The sequence below is a fragment of the Xanthomonas axonopodis genome, from assembly GCF_001304695.1.
In the GTDB taxonomy this organism is placed as follows: domain Bacteria; phylum Pseudomonadota; class Gammaproteobacteria; order Xanthomonadales; family Xanthomonadaceae; genus Xanthomonas; species Xanthomonas axonopodis.
The window spans coordinates 1-13,483 of the sequence record NZ_JFAQ01000170.1 but is presented as its reverse complement, the minus strand read 5'-3'; the positions used below and the strand labels follow the sequence as shown (position 1 = coordinate 13,483).

12 protein-coding genes and 3 pseudogenes are annotated in these 13,483 nt (G+C 64.8%); 13 read left to right on the top strand and 2 right to left on the bottom strand.

All coding sequences use genetic code 11. From position 1 onward, the window contains the following. Positions 1-212 precede the first annotated feature (212 nt). Positions 213-668, bottom strand: a pseudogene (locus tag XAXN_RS15220) (IS5 family transposase); the annotation flags it as partial. A gap of 152 nt (positions 669-820) precedes the next feature. Between XAXN_RS15220 and XAXN_RS15215 the strand changes: the two are divergent. From XAXN_RS15215 to XAXN_RS21765, 12 genes and pseudogenes are all read left to right on the top strand, one after another. After that, the gene (locus XAXN_RS15215) at positions 821-1,573 is read left to right on the top strand and encodes a response regulator transcription factor (protein WP_241148143.1); all 753 of its coding nucleotides are present in this window, start codon (positions 821-823) and stop codon (positions 1,571-1,573) included. Between the two features lie 148 nt (positions 1,574-1,721). Beyond that, positions 1,722-2,078 carry an H-NS histone family protein gene (locus tag XAXN_RS15210; protein ID WP_054320165.1) on the top strand — a complete coding sequence of 119 codons (357 nt, stop codon included), beginning with the start codon at positions 1,722-1,724 and terminating at the stop codon, positions 2,076-2,078. A 362-nt stretch (positions 2,079-2,440) separates the two neighbouring features. Beyond that, positions 2,441-3,628 carry a cytochrome P450 gene (locus XAXN_RS15205; RefSeq protein WP_241148142.1) on the top strand — a complete coding sequence of 396 codons (1,188 nt, stop codon included), beginning with the start codon at positions 2,441-2,443 and terminating at the stop codon, positions 3,626-3,628. A gap of 182 nt (positions 3,629-3,810) precedes the next feature. After that, positions 3,811-5,016 carry a cytochrome P450 gene (locus XAXN_RS15200; protein ID WP_241148141.1) on the top strand — a complete coding sequence of 402 codons (1,206 nt, stop codon included), beginning with the start codon at positions 3,811-3,813 and terminating at the stop codon, positions 5,014-5,016. Position 5,017: 1 nt separating this feature from the next. Further along, entirely contained in the window at positions 5,018-5,311 is a 294-nt protein-coding gene (locus XAXN_RS15195; protein WP_054320163.1) for a ferredoxin, read from the top strand. Further along, positions 5,298-6,143: a glucose 1-dehydrogenase gene (locus tag XAXN_RS15190; protein WP_054320162.1), complete on the top strand. Its 846-nt coding sequence runs from the start codon at positions 5,298-5,300 to the stop codon at positions 6,141-6,143. Before XAXN_RS15195 ends, XAXN_RS15190 begins: the two co-directional genes overlap by 14 nt. Beyond that, complete coding sequence (locus XAXN_RS15185) at positions 6,143-7,486, top strand: cytochrome P450 (protein ID WP_054320161.1); 1,344 nt, start codon at positions 6,143-6,145, stop codon at positions 7,484-7,486. The genes XAXN_RS15190 and XAXN_RS15185 overlap by 1 nt, the downstream gene beginning before the upstream one ends. 164 nt (positions 7,487-7,650) lie before the next feature. After that, positions 7,651-8,577, top strand: coding sequence for a polyprenyl synthetase family protein (locus tag XAXN_RS15180; RefSeq protein WP_206416665.1), 927 nt, complete (start codon positions 7,651-7,653; stop codon positions 8,575-8,577). Between the two features lie 14 nt (positions 8,578-8,591). Beyond that, complete coding sequence (locus XAXN_RS15175; protein WP_054320160.1) at positions 8,592-10,148, top strand: prenyltransferase/squalene oxidase repeat-containing protein; 1,557 nt, start codon at positions 8,592-8,594, stop codon at positions 10,146-10,148. Continuing rightward, positions 10,145-11,047, top strand: a complete 903-nt coding sequence (locus XAXN_RS15170; protein WP_054320159.1) for a terpene synthase family protein — start codon at positions 10,145-10,147, stop codon at positions 11,045-11,047. Before XAXN_RS15175 ends, XAXN_RS15170 begins: the two co-directional genes overlap by 4 nt. Then, complete coding sequence (gene fni, locus XAXN_RS15165; protein ID WP_206416664.1) at positions 11,034-12,149, top strand: type 2 isopentenyl-diphosphate Delta-isomerase; 1,116 nt, start codon at positions 11,034-11,036, stop codon at positions 12,147-12,149. The genes XAXN_RS15170 and fni overlap by 14 nt, the downstream gene beginning before the upstream one ends. A gap of 213 nt (positions 12,150-12,362) precedes the next feature. Next, positions 12,363-12,563, top strand: a pseudogene (locus tag XAXN_RS21765) (integrase core domain-containing protein); the annotation flags it as partial. A 6-nt stretch (positions 12,564-12,569) separates the two neighbouring features. On the opposite strand, the pseudogene XAXN_RS15160 reads toward XAXN_RS21765, so the two are convergent. Further along, a pseudogene (locus XAXN_RS15160) lies at positions 12,570-13,181 on the bottom strand (XopB/HopD1 family type III secretion system effector); the annotation flags it as partial. 65 nt (positions 13,182-13,246) lie between these two features. Between XAXN_RS15160 and XAXN_RS15155 the strand changes: the two are divergent. Beyond that, on the top strand, positions 13,247-13,483 hold a 237-nt coding region (locus tag XAXN_RS15155), incomplete at its 3' end, for a transposase (RefSeq protein WP_054319596.1).

Here is a 13,483-nt window from a genome sequence, read left to right as displayed (position 1 = left end):
TCCGCGTATGCCCAACAGCTGGCCAATACCGATATCATCAACCCCGGACTCTAAACCCGGCCGCTACTCAGGACGGGGGGACGTCGCCGGGCGCATGCGCTGCTGGTCAATGGCCGGCTTCTTGCAGGGATGGAGATCAGCGTCGGGGCGAGCAAAACCCGCACTGGCCCAACGGGGCGGTTTGTGCTCACGGGCATTTCAGGCGACGGAACAGTCTCTCTGGGCGCAGCGATCAGCGTTGCATCGACGATCGTGCCCGACCGCAGGCTCTGGCCCTTGCGCGCCAGATGCGCGTTGACCGCTTCCAGCATCCGTGCGGCAAGCCCATGGGTCTCCAGCAGGCGCCGAAAGTTGAGAATCGTGGTCTCGTCGGGAACATTGTCCAAGCCAGCGAGCTGGGCAAAGCGCCGCAAGGTCGGAATCTCGTGCAGCGCTTCTTCCATCGCCGGATCGCTCAACGCATACCACTGCTGCAGCAGATGGATCCGCAACATCGTCGCCAGTGCGTACGGCTGCCGACCGGGCCGCCCCGATACCGGATAGTGCGGCGCGATCAGGGCAAGCAATTGCTGCCACGGAACGACCTGCTCCATCTCGGCCAGGAAATTCTCGCGCCGGGTCTGCTTACGCTTGCCCAGGCCCTCGGCGTCACCGAACGTCAGCTGCATGGATGAATCCTCACTCCGAAACGATAGTGTCGCGCTTTTTTGGCGCGTTGATCAGAGGTTCCCTAGTGTTTTAGGTGGTCGGGCCTCGTAGTTTTCCCAATTTCATGGTGGGTACGGGGTGGGATATAACCCCTACCAATCACTCGCCTGCCATGATGAAGAAGCCCATGACTGCCCCGATAACCGCCGCCAGCCACTTAGCAGTGGTCGGCGGATCGGCGGCCCAAGCCGCCATGCAACCAGGTACCCAAGACCAAGGCGTTGCCGGCTTTTCCTACATCATCGCCGACGACCATCCCTCGGTCACGCTCGCTGTCAGCCAAATGCTCGCCGAACTGCTGGGCATGGCAGCCTCACGCTTCACCATGGCCAACACCAGCGCCGCGCTGCTGACCACATGCGCCGAGCCGTCCACATCGCCGCGAATCGTCGTGCTGGACCTAGTGATGCCAGGCGACCTCAAGCGCGTGGTGCTAGTGCGAGCGCTGCGGGACGCCGATCCGAAACTGCGGGTGCTGGCATATACCGCAGAGGAAAGCGCGTTTCTCGCGCGAGCCGTCATGCAAGCCGGCGCGGTCGGCTACGTGGCCAAGACCAGCCCGATTGCCGAACTCATCGACGCGCTGGATGCCGTGGCCAATGGCCGGACCTACACCGACAGCCATATCGACCTGGACAGCGTGAGCAAGCACGCCTGGCACACATTGACCGACAGCGAACGCGCCGTTCTCGTCGCTTTCTGCCGCGGATCCAAAGCGAACGACATCATGGACGCCACGGGCCGCAGCTACAGCACGGTCACCACGCACAAGTACAACGGCCTGAACAAGCTGGGTTTGCGCGATGGCAACGACCTGTTGCCGTACATCTACGAGAACGGCCTACTTCACGAGTTGGACGATTGATAGGCGGCCCGTAATGGGCATAAACGTCCGCGCTCCACCGTCGTGTTGCCGGCGAAAAAGCCGGTTGACAATATTAATGAAATGACGAATCATTTTTACATAAGTGATTCGGGATGCCCGTTTAGACCTGCCCGCTAAGGAGCTATCAATGGCAAAAGACCAGCCCGACGTACTGCCCCCGAATCTCGACCTCACGGCCTTGTCCGTATCGCAACTCACCCTGCTACAGCAGGAAATCGACAAGCAGAAGGCCAATGCCAATGAGCGCGAACGGCAGGCGGTCAAGGGCCAGGTGATCGCCGTCCTGGAAGCCGCCGGCTTCACGGTCGCCGATTTGCCCGCCCTGTTCCCGCCGCCGGCACGTGGGCCGGCGCGGTCGCGGGCGATGTATCGCCATCCAAGCAAATCGAAACTCACCTGGACCGGCAAGGGTCGGAAACCCAATTGGGTTTCCGAATACCTGTCCGGCGAAGGCCACAGCCTGGACGATTTGAAGATCAAGTGACATGGGGGTAATCCCCCCACAGGTTTTGGCGAACGCTAAAAGCGGGGGGATTACCGGGGGATTACCGAAGCGTTGGGTTGAACGACAAAACTCGAAAACAGGGCGTCGTTTTCCGCCGCCACTTTCAAAAGGTCTGTCCGGTGGTTTTGGGTCAGCTTGGCTAATGGAGAGTTCTCGTCGCCAGATTTATTGCCAAGGTTGAGGCTCAACCTCGCGGTGTCAAACGGGCATGTTTATGCAGGTTCATCCGGGGCTCCTGGGGGCTGGGTTGGCTTGGTAACCCCCATCTTCCAGATCGGCCCCGGATGAACAACCTACTGAGAGATCACAACTAGAGAATGAGCGCCATGTCAGACCATGAGTTGCCGACGCTGCCGATGTGGCGCGTCAATCACATCGAACCTTCGCCCGCCATGCTGGCGTTGCTCGCCAATGGCCCGATCCATCGCGTGTGTTTCCCGTCCGGACACGAAGGCTGGTGGGTGACGGGCTACGACGAGGCCAAGGCGGTGTTATCCGATGCAGCGTTCCGGCCCGCTGGCATGCCACCGACAGAGTTCACGCCGGACTCGGTGATTCTTGGGTCGCCGGGGTGGCTGGTGTCGCACGAGGGGATCGAGCATACCCGGCTGCGCACGATTGTAGCGCCGGCCTTCAGCAACCGCCGGGTGAAGCTGCTCGCGCAGCAGGTCGAGACGATCGCCGCGCAGTTATTCGAGACGCTGGCGGCCCAGGCGCAGCCAGCCGACCTGCGGCGGCATCTTTCGTTTCCGCTTCCGGCGATGGTCATCAGCGCACTGATGGGGGTGCCCTACGACGACCACGCCTTCTTCGCCGGGCAGTCCGACGAGGTGATGACGCACCAGCACGAGAGCGGTCCGCGCAGCGCGTCGCGGGTGGCTTGGGAAGAACTACGCGCCTACATCCGCGGCAAGATGCGCGGCAAGCGCGAGGAACCGGGCGACGACCTGCTGACCGATCTGCTCGCGGCGGTCGATCAGGGCATGGCCAGCGAGGAAGAGGCCATCGGTCTGGCGGCCGGCATGCTGGTGGCGGGGCACGAGAGTACCGTCGCACAGATCGAGTTCGGCCTGCTGGCGCTGCTGCGCCATCCGCAACAACGCGAGCACCTGGTCGCCGATCCGTCGCTGGTGGAGAGTGCGGTCGAGGAAATCCTGCGCATGTATCCGCCGGGCGCGGGCTGGGACGGCATCATGCGTTACCCACGGGTCGACGTGCACATCGCCGGCGTGCACATCCCCGCCGAAAGCAAGGTGTTGGTGGGCTTGCCGGCGACCTCGTTCGACCCGCGCCATTTCGACGACGCCGAGGTCTTCGACATAGGCCGCGACGCCAAGCCGCACTTGGCGTTCTCCTACGGTCCGCACTACTGCATCGGCGTTGCGTTGGCCAGGCTGGAACTGAAGGTGGTGTTCGGTTCGATCTTCCAGCGTTTTCCCGCGCTGCGCCTGGCGGTGGCGCCGGAAGAACTGATGCTCCGCAAGGAAATTATCACCGGCGGTTTTGAGGCGTTTCCAGTGCGCTGGTGACATACGCACGCCGCCCCGGGGCGGCGCTCTTCCGCTCAGGCCTGGCACGTTCGCTAGCCAGGCCTATCCGTCACAGCCAACAGGTAACCCAGATGGACGTACAAGAAGCATCCACCACAACCTGCCGCGATGCCTTCGCCGAACTGACATCGCCGGCGTGTATCCATGACCCGTACCCGTTCATGCGCTGGCTGCGCGAGCACGATCCGGTGCATCGCGGAGCCTCGGGTCTGTTCCTGCTGAGCCGCCACGCCGACATCTACTGGGCGCTCAAGGCCACCGGCGACGCCTTCCGCGGCCCGGCGCCGGGCGAACTGGCGCGCTACTTTCCGCGTGCGGCGACCAACCTGTCGATGCAACTGCTGGCATCCACGTTGGCGATGAAGGAGCCGCCGACGCATACGCGCCTGCGCCGGCTTATCTCGCGCGATTTCACCATGCGCCAGATCGACGCGCTGCGGCCGTGCATCGCACGCATCGTCGCCGATCGCCTGGATGCCATGGCGCCCGCGTTGCAACGCGGGGAAACGGTGGATCTGCATCGTGAGTTCGCGCTGGCGCTGCCGATGCTGGTGTTCGCCGAACTGTTCGGCATGCCGCAGGACGACATATTTGGACTAGCCACCGGCATCGGAACCATTCTGGAAGGCTTGAGCCCGCACGCCAGCGATCCCCAACTCGCTGCGGCGGATGCCGCCAGCGCCGGGGTCCAGCACTACTTCGGCGACCTGATCGAGCGCAAGCGCGCGGCCCCCCGGCAGGACATCGTCTCGATGCTGGTCGGGGCGCACGACGACGATGCCGACGCGCTCACGAACGCGGAGCTGATCAGCATGCTCTGGGGCATGCTGCTGGGCGGCTTCGCCACCACCGCCGCCACCCTCGACCACGCGGTTCTGGCGATGCTGGCGCATCCCGAGCAGTTGCACTGGCTGCAAGGCGACGCCGCAGGCGTGAAGGCCTTCGTCGAGGAAGTGCTGCGCTGCGACGCGCCGGCCATGTTCAGCTCCATTCCGCGCATCGCCCAACGCGATATCGAATTGGGTGGCGTGGTGATTCCGAAGGACTCGGATGTGCGCGTGCTGATCGCAGCGGGTAATCGCGACCCGGACGCCTTTGCCGATCCCGATCGCTTCGATCCGGCGCGCTTCCATGGCACCAGCCCGGGCATGTCGACGGACGGGAAGGTGATGCTGAGTTTCGGCCACGGCATTCACTTCTGCCTGGGCGCGCAACTGGCACGGGTGCAGTTGGCCGAGAGCCTGCCGCGGATTAACGCGCGCTTTCCAACGCTGGCGTTGGCCGCGCCGCCGACCCGGGAACCATCCGGTTTCCTGCGCACGTTCCGCGCCCTTCCGGTGCGGCTGGAGGAGGTGCACGGTGGCTGAGATGCGTGTCGTGGTCGATCAGGCGCTGTGCGCGACCACCGGTCAGTGCGCGCTGACCTTGCCGGGCGTGTTCCGCCAACGCGAGCCTGACGGCGTCGCCGAGGTATGCGTGGCGGAGATTCCGCCGTCGCTGCACGCCGCGGCGCGGCTGGCGGCCAGCCAGTGCCCAGTCGCCGCGATCCGGATCATCGAAGCCGAAGCCGCACACACCACTGCCGTGCCTGCGTCTTCGCAGGCCGAACGCAGTATTGCCTCAGCGCCACGCAGTTCAGGAGGCCACGATGGGAAGGTTTGAAGGCAAGGTGGCCGTGGTGACCGGCGCTGGCGCCGGCATCGGCAAGGCCTGCGCACAAGCCATCGCGCGCGAGGGCGGCCGTGTGGTGGTGGCCGACATCAATGCGCAGGCGGCCACCGCCTGCGCCGCGCAGATCATGGACGACACGGGCGACGCGCTGGCCGTGGCGACCGATATCGCCGATGCGCAGGCGGTGGCCGCGTTGTTCGAGACGGCGACGCGGCGCTTCGGTGGCGTGGACTTGCTGGTCAACAACGCCAGCGCGATGCAGTTGACCCCACACGACCGCGCGATCCTCGATCTCGATTTGGCGGTCTGGGATCAGACCATGGCGACCAATCTGCGCGGCACGCTCCTGTGCTGCAGGGAGGGCATTGCGCGGATGATCGCCCGCGGCGGCGGCGCGATCGTCAACATGTCCTCGTGCCAGGGGCTCAGCGGCGACAACGCGCAGACCGCCTACGCCGCGTCAAAGGCAGCGATGAACATGCTGTCGGCGTCGCTGGCCACCCAGTACGGGCATGCGCAGATTCGCTGCAATGCGGTCGCGCCCGGACTCATTATGACCGAACGCCTGCTGGCCAAGCTGGATGCGTCAATGCAGGCGCATCTGCGCCGGCACCAGTTGCTGCCGCGCGTCGGTCGCCCCGAGGACGTGGCGGCGCTGGTGACCTTCCTGCTTTCCGACGAGGCTGCGTTCATCACCGGTCAGGTGGTGTGCATCGATGGCGGCATGCTGGCGCACGTGCCGACCTACGCCGACGGCGGCAACAGTCGCACGGCGTGCACCGGCGTCGACGCCATCGGAACCGTTGCCGCGGCAGATCGCTGATGGACGTGCTGCGCAACCCACTGAACCGACGGCCCCGGTCACTGCAGGGCATCCCGGTCATGCCGGGCGCGTTTCCCCTAGTCGGGCATCTTCCTGCCATCGTCTGCGACTTGCCACGGCTTCTGCAGCAGGCCGAACGCACGCTGGGCAGCCACTTTTGGCTTGATTTCGGTCCCGCTGGACAGCTCATGACCTGCGTGGATCCGGACGCGTTCACACTGCTCCGGCACAAAGACGTGTCCTCGGCACTGATCGAGGAGATCGCGCCGGAGTTACTTGGGGGGACGCTGGTCGCGCAAGATGGCATCGCGCATCGGCAGGCGCGCGATGCCATCAAGGCGGCATTCCTGCCCAGAGGACTGACCCAAGCCGGCATCGGCGCGCTGTTCGCGCCAGTCATTCAGGCGCGCATCCAGGCGTGGCGCGATCGCGGCGAGGTGTCCATCCTGAGCGAAACCGGCGGCCTGATGCTCACTCTCATCTTCAGCCTGATGGGTATCCCCGCTCAGGATCTGCCGGGGTGGCAGCGCAAGTACCGGCAACTGCTGCAATTGATCGTCGCGCCCCCGCTGGATCTGCCCGGGCTGCCATTGCGTCGCGGCCGCGACGCCCGCGACTGGATCGACGCCCAGCTGCGCCAGTTCGTCCGCGACGCGCGCGCACATGCCGCGCGCACCGGCTTGATCAACGACATGGTGAATGCTTTCGATGACAGCGACGAGGCGCTCGCCGACGATGTGCTGGTCGCCAACATTCGATTGCTGCTGCTGGCAGGCCACGACACCACCGCCTCGACGATGGCCTGGATAGTGATCGAGCTGGCACGACAGCCCATGTTATGGGAGGCGCTGGTCGACGAGGCGCTGCGGCTGGGCGCGATGCCGACCGAGCCTGCGGATCTGGCGCAGTGCCCGGTCGCCGAGGCACTGTTCCGCGAGACCCTGCGGGTACATCCAGCGACTACGTTGTTGCCTCGTCGAGCCGTGCAGGATCTGCAACTCGGCGAGCGGCGCATTCCGGCCGGTACCCATCTGTGCATCCCGCTGCTGCATTTCTCAAACTCGCCCTTGCTGCATGAAGCGCCGGAGCAGTTTCGCTTGGCGCGTTGGCTGCAACGCAGTGAGCCGATTCGGCCGGTTGACATGTTGCAGTTCGGTACCGGCCCGCACGTTTGCATCGGCTATCACCTGGTGTGGCTGGAGCTGGTGCAGTTCTGCATCGCCCTGGCATCGACCATGCACAAGGCAGGGCTACGGCCGCGCTTGTTGAACGATGTCGATAAAGGCCGGCGCTATTACCCGACCGCGCATCCGTCCATGGCCGTCCGCATCGGCTTCGCATGAGCGAGCAGCGTATGCCGGAACTGGCACCGTTACTATTTATTGGGGCGGTGCGACTGTCCTCTCACAGGAACAACGACATGAATAACATGCAGATCGGATCCACAGCACACGACGACCGGGTAGGTGTTTCCGCGCTCGGCGGATCGGGGCACCAGGCGGATGCCATGTCCGGCCCTCTGCTTCCGGAAGTCTGGATACAGGCCGGCGTAAAACGGGTCGAACAGGTGCTGGAGCGTCTTCTTCACGCCGAGGAAGGCGGCGCTACCGAGCTGATGGCGGCGATGCGCTACGCCACCTTGCATGGCGGCAAGCGTACCCGAGCCTTGCTTTGCCTGGCGGCCGGCGACCTGGCCGACACACCGGCGCACGTGCTCGACGACGTCGGCGCCGCCATCGAGATGATGCACGCTTGCACTCTGGTTCATGACGACTTGCCCGCCATGGACGACGACGTGCTGCGCCGCGGCCTGCCGACCGTGCACGTCAAGTTCGGCGAGGCCACCGCGATCCTGGTCGGCGATGCGCTGCAGGCGCACGCGTTCCTGACTCTGGCTAGCGTGGAGGCGCCTGCCGACAACCGTATCGCCTTGGTGCGCGAACTGGCACATGCGGTATCCGCCGACGGTGCCGCCGGCGGGCAGGCCATGGATCTGGCACTGGTCGGTAAGCACGTCGCGTTGGACACCATCATGGCGATGCACCGGATGAAGAGCGGCGCGCTGGTTCGCGCGTCGGTTCGCATGGGCGCGCTGTGCGCCATTGCCGAAGATGCCGAGCACGCCGAGCTGTACGCCGCGCTCGACCGTTACAGCGTCTGTTTCGGCCTGGCATTGCAGGTGGTGGACGACATTCTCGACGCGACGGCGGATGTCGCGACACTGGGCAAGACCCCTGGCAAGGACGCGGCGGCGCACAAACCGACTTGTGCCTCGATCATGGGCCTGCCGGCCGCACGTCAGTTCGCGTTGAACCTGTTGCGCGACGCAGGCAAGGCCATCACCCCGCTGGGGCCGCGTGCGCAGCGGCTGGAGCATATGTTGCGGCGGGCCGGTGCGTTTCTGTCCCAGCACGTGCCATGCGCGTTGCGGTAGGAGGAGCCGTCCACATGAGCGCGCTGTCCGAACAGATTCTCTCGGAACTGTGCCATCTGCTTGCTAAGACGCGCGACGGTGGCGCCGTTGGCGCGTCGGTTTACGACACGGCGCGCGCGCTAAGGTTCCACGACGGTCTCGCTGATCGGCACGACGCTTACGCATGGCTCATCGCACAACAGCAGGTGGATGGCGGGTGGGGAAGTGTGGATTTCCCGCTGTTCCGGCATGCGCCCACGTGGGCGGCATGGCTGGCGTTGCAGCGCGCCGGGGCGTTTCCCGGCGCGGCCGAGGCGCTCCAGGCCGTGACGCGCTTTCTGGAGCGACAGCCCGATCCCTATGCGCACGCCGTACCGGACGATGCACCGATCGGCGCAGAACTGATCCTGCCGCTGCTGTCCAGCGAGGCTGCAGCGTTGTCGAACGGCGCGGCATTTCCGCACCATCCGGCGCTGTGGCCGCTGCGTCAGGCACGCCTTGCCAGATTGGCGAAAGTGGCGATCTTGCCCAGCGGACATCCGCTGTTGCATTCCTGGGAGGCGTGGGGGATGGCACCGGCCAGCGCATGCCCGGACGAGGATGGCAGCATCGGCATCAGTCCGGCGGCCACCGCCGCCTGGCGTGCGCAGGCGCTACTGCAAGGCGACACGCTGCAGGCCGGGCGTGCCTGCGCTTATCTGCAGGCTGCTGCGCAGGCGACAGGCAGCAGTATCGAGGGCATCGTGCCGAACGTCTGGCCGATCAATGTGTTCGAGCCAGCCTGGTCGCTGTATACGCTGCAGCTGGCCGGGCTGTTCACGCATCCCGCACTCGCCGAGGCCATACGCGCGACCGTCGCACCGCTCGAGACGCGAATGAACGCGCGGGGATTGGGGCCAGCCTGGCATTTCGCGGCCGACGCGGACGACACCGCCGTCGTCTTGAGCGTTTTGCATCTGGCCGGACGCGCCCCGGCGACCGATGCATTGCGTCAGTTCGAAAGTAGCGCGCTGTTCGTCACCTTCCCCGGCGAACGCAATGCCTCGGTGTCGACCAATATCCATGCGCTGCATGCATTGCGCCTGCTGGGCGAGCCAGCAGGCGCCACCCGCGCCTACGTCGAAGCGAACCGCAACCCCGATGGCGTCTGGAGCAACGAAAAATGGCATGTATCGTGGTTATATCCCACCGCGCACGCGGTCGCCGCACTGGTGCACGGCCATCCACAATGGCGGGACGAGCGTGCGCTGGCGGCGTTGCTGCAGGCCCAACGCGAGGACGGTGGCTGGGGCGCCGGCAGCGCGCCCACATTCGAGGAAACCGCCTATGCGCTGTTCGCGCTGCATGCGATGGACCGGAGCGAGGAACTGGCAGCACGCAGGCGTATCGCGCAGGCGGTGATTCGGGCGCGGGGGTGGATGCTCGCCCGGTATGTGCCGCACGCGCTGCCGCAGACCCCGCTGTGGATCGGCAAGGAACTGTACTGCCCGAACCTGGTTGTGCGTGTGGCCGAACTTGCAGGGCTGTGGTTGGCGTTGCACTGGGAGCAAGGCGCGCCGGCCGGGGCCACGCATGCAGGAGCGGCGCCATGATTGGGAGCGAACACGCACTGCAGCAGGTACGGGACTGGGGGCGCTCACTGACAGGCTTCGCCGACCAGCATGCCGCCGAAGCGGTCAGGGGCGGGAGTTACATCTTGCAGTGCATCCAGCCGGGATTACGCGAGATCAGCGCCCGCACCGGCCGTGATCCGCAGGACGACGCGCTGACTGTGGCGTTTTACTGTGAACTGGCGCTGTTGTTCTGGCTCGATGACTGCAACGACCTGGCACTGATCGCACCGGCGCAGCTTGACGCGGTTGAACAGGCGCTCGGGCAAGGCGTGCCGTGCGCGCTGCCCGGCTTCGAGGCCTGTGCCGTGCTGCGTGCTTCGCTGGCCGGGCTCGCCTACGAGCATGGCGACTATGTGCAACTGCTCGACGACACACGACGCTACTGCGCTGCGCTGCGCGTCGGCCCCGCGCAGGCAGCAACGGCGAACGCCTGGTCCTATGCCGAGTACCTTTACACCGGCATCAATTCGATTGCTTACGCCAACGTGTTCTGCTGCCTGTCGCTGCTGTGGGGCCTGGAAATGTCGGCCCTGCGCGAGCGTCCGGCATTCCGCCAGGCCCTGCGGCTGATCTGCGCGATTGGACGCCTGCACAACGACCTGCACGGACGCGACAAGGATCGAGCAGCCGGCGAGACAGCCAATGCGTTGATCCTGCTGCAGCAACGCTATCCGGCCATGCCTGTGGTCGACTTCCTGCATGACGAACTGGCCGGCCGCATCCGCATGCTGCAGCGGATACTTGCGGAAGAACGCTTTTCCGCGCCATGGGCCGCTTTGTTCGAAGCCATGGCGGCCATTGGCACGCAGTACTACCAGACATCAATTAACCGCTACCGCAGTGATGCGGTGGAGGGAGGCCCGCATGCGCCAATCTGAACGCTTACAAGGCGCGGATCCGCGCGCGCTCGGTGCCACGGCAATGCCCGGCACGAGCGCAGAATCGAGCAGCGACGACGCGCTGAGCCAGCGCAAGGACGACCATCTGGACATCGTGCTGGCTCAGCACGCTGCGTCTGCCACGGTCGTGGCCGGCTGGGAACGCATCCGCTTCAAACACTGCGCGTTGCCCGAACTGGACTTGGCGCAGATCGACCTGCGCGCCTCGTTATTGGGCAAGACCCTGCGTGCGCCGCTGCTGATCAGTTCGATGACCGGCGGCATGCCGCGCGCCGAGGTGATCAACCGCCATCTAAGCGAGGCAGCGCAGATCCTGGGTATCGCCATGGGCGTCGGTTCGCAACGTGTGAGTCTGCAATCGCACAATGCCCAGGGACTGACCCGCGCACTTCGCCGCCACGCGCCGGACATTCCCCTGCTGGCGAACATCGGCGCTGCGCAACTATGCGAGGCAGATGGCCTAGATCTGGCCCGCCGGGCAGTGGATGCGCTGGAGGCCGATGGACTCATCATCCATCTCAATCCGCTGCAGGAAGCGGTACAACCTGAGGGCGACCGCGATTGGCGCGGCGTTCTGGCGCAGATCGCCCGCACCGCGCGCAGCATCGGCGTGCCGATCGTGGTCAAGGAAGTGGGATCTGGCCTCTCGGCTGCGGTAGCCTGTGCACTGGTCGAGGCCGGCGTGGCAGTGATCGACGTCGCTGGTGCAGGTGGCACCAGTTGGGCCGCCGTGGAGGGTGAGCGTGCCATTGATCCTGCCGACCGCGCCGTGGCGATGGCGTTTGCCGACTGGGGCATTCCGACCCCGGCCAGCGTGCAGGCAGTCCGCCGTGCGCTGCCGGCGGTGAAGCTGATCGCGTCGGGCGGGATCAGCGATGGCGTCGATGTGGCCAAGGCCATCCGCCTGGGCGCCGACATAGCAGGGCAGGCTGCCGGCGTGTTGCGCGCGGCAACAGTATCGACCGAGGCGGTCGTCGCGCATTTCGAGGTCGTTATCCGCCAGTTGGCGGTCGCCTGCTTCTGTACCGGCTCGGCCGATCTGGCCGCGCTGCGTCAGGCACGCCTGCTACCGCCGGATTGAGGGTTCGGCACGCTGCAACTGTCTTGCGGCGAGTGTGCGAGGCCGGTCGTAAGCGCGCCGCCCGCAACTATCGAGGAACACCCGTGGCAGAACGATTCACTCTCTACGCTGGCGAGCCGATTGCCAGCATCCTTGCCGGCTACGAGGACAACCGCAGCGGCCGGATCAATCAAGTTGCAGCAGACTTGATTGCCGCACTGGTGCCGTCTTTCAGTCTCGATCCGCTACACCGAGCGGCTGGCCGAGGCCGGGATCGAGCCGTCGGTGGGCAGCGTGGGCGATAGTTATGACAACGCGCTGACCGAGACGATCAACGGGTTGTACAAGACCGAGGTGATCCGCCGGCGAGCGTGGCGCAACCGCCAGGACGTGGAACTGGCCACGCTGGATTGGGTGCACTGGTACAACCACAAACACGGCTCAGGGTGCTGGTTGGTGCGACATATCAGACACAGCCAGATCCTGATACGGAATACGTTTGGTTAAAGGAGTTTCGCCGTATCCAAGTTTACGGGCCAGCGCGGGAAGGGCATCGAAGCTTGCATTCATGCCTTTGACAATTGCGGTTCCTACATGACGAAGGAACTCGCTTTTGGGAGCCAAAATCTGATGCAATTCTTCTGCAGTAATTTCCCGTGCCCCGCTTTCCATTTGCTCGCTTGCTCGCGCCAGAATGGTTTGCACGACCCGCGCGTGCTTAGCATTGTCTGATTCAAATAGCCCAGGAACATGCATGCGTCCTCCAAGCGCCAGTGCGTTCAGAGCGATGGCTTCGATCGGATTAAAGACGGTGCTCCGGAAGATACGCAGCACCTTTTCCGAGAGCAATCCTGTGGCTTTGTTGCCGGCGATCAGCGGGATCATCCCGACAATGGATGCCAGCCCCATAGACTTGACAGCGGTGCTTTCGCCGGGGGCAACATCGAGCGCATGACGCGCCATCTGCTCAATCGCCTCTTCCGGGCCCATCTTCTCGCCGGGGTGCGCCATCACGCCGTCCTTAATGCTCTGGAACAATCCAGCACGCATCAACTTGATACGCCCAGGCTTTCCTAGACATCTCAAGGCCATGGAAAATGGCTAATTCGGAGGTGTCCATGAGCAGTAAGCGGTATACAGATGAGTTCAAGGTCGAGGCGGTCCGCCAAGTGACCGATCGCGGGTTCAAAGTGGCAGAAGTCGCCGAGCGCCTGGGTGTTACCACGCACAGCCTGTACGCCTGGCTGCGCAAGTTCGGCAAGCCCGGCGTCGTGCAGCGCGCCGAGGTGGACCAGAGCGCGGAGGTTCGGCGGCTGAAGGCCGAGTTGCGCCGAGTGACCGAGGAGCGCGACATA

Excerpts from the sequence above, each read along its gene's own strand:
- XAXN_RS15215 (WP_241148143.1), top strand. The coding sequence starts at position 821 with ATGATGAAGAAGCCCATGACTGCCCCGATAACCGCCGCCAGCCACTTA.
- XAXN_RS15210 (WP_054320165.1), top strand. The coding sequence starts at position 1,722 with ATGGCAAAAGACCAGCCCGACGTACTGCCCCCGAATCTCGACCTCACG.
- XAXN_RS15200 (WP_241148141.1), top strand. The coding sequence starts at position 3,811 with ATGCGCTGGCTGCGCGAGCACGATCCGGTGCATCGCGGAGCCTCGGGT.
- XAXN_RS15195 (WP_054320163.1), top strand. The coding sequence starts at position 5,018 with ATGCGTGTCGTGGTCGATCAGGCGCTGTGCGCGACCACCGGTCAGTGC.
- XAXN_RS15190 (WP_054320162.1), top strand. The coding sequence starts at position 5,298 with ATGGGAAGGTTTGAAGGCAAGGTGGCCGTGGTGACCGGCGCTGGCGCC.
- XAXN_RS15185 (WP_054320161.1), top strand. The coding sequence starts at position 6,143 with ATGGACGTGCTGCGCAACCCACTGAACCGACGGCCCCGGTCACTGCAG.
- XAXN_RS15180 (WP_206416665.1), top strand. The coding sequence starts at position 7,651 with ATGTCCGGCCCTCTGCTTCCGGAAGTCTGGATACAGGCCGGCGTAAAA.
- XAXN_RS15175 (WP_054320160.1), top strand. The coding sequence starts at position 8,592 with ATGAGCGCGCTGTCCGAACAGATTCTCTCGGAACTGTGCCATCTGCTT.
- XAXN_RS15170 (WP_054320159.1), top strand. The coding sequence starts at position 10,145 with ATGATTGGGAGCGAACACGCACTGCAGCAGGTACGGGACTGGGGGCGC.
- fni (WP_206416664.1), top strand. The coding sequence starts at position 11,034 with ATGCGCCAATCTGAACGCTTACAAGGCGCGGATCCGCGCGCGCTCGGT.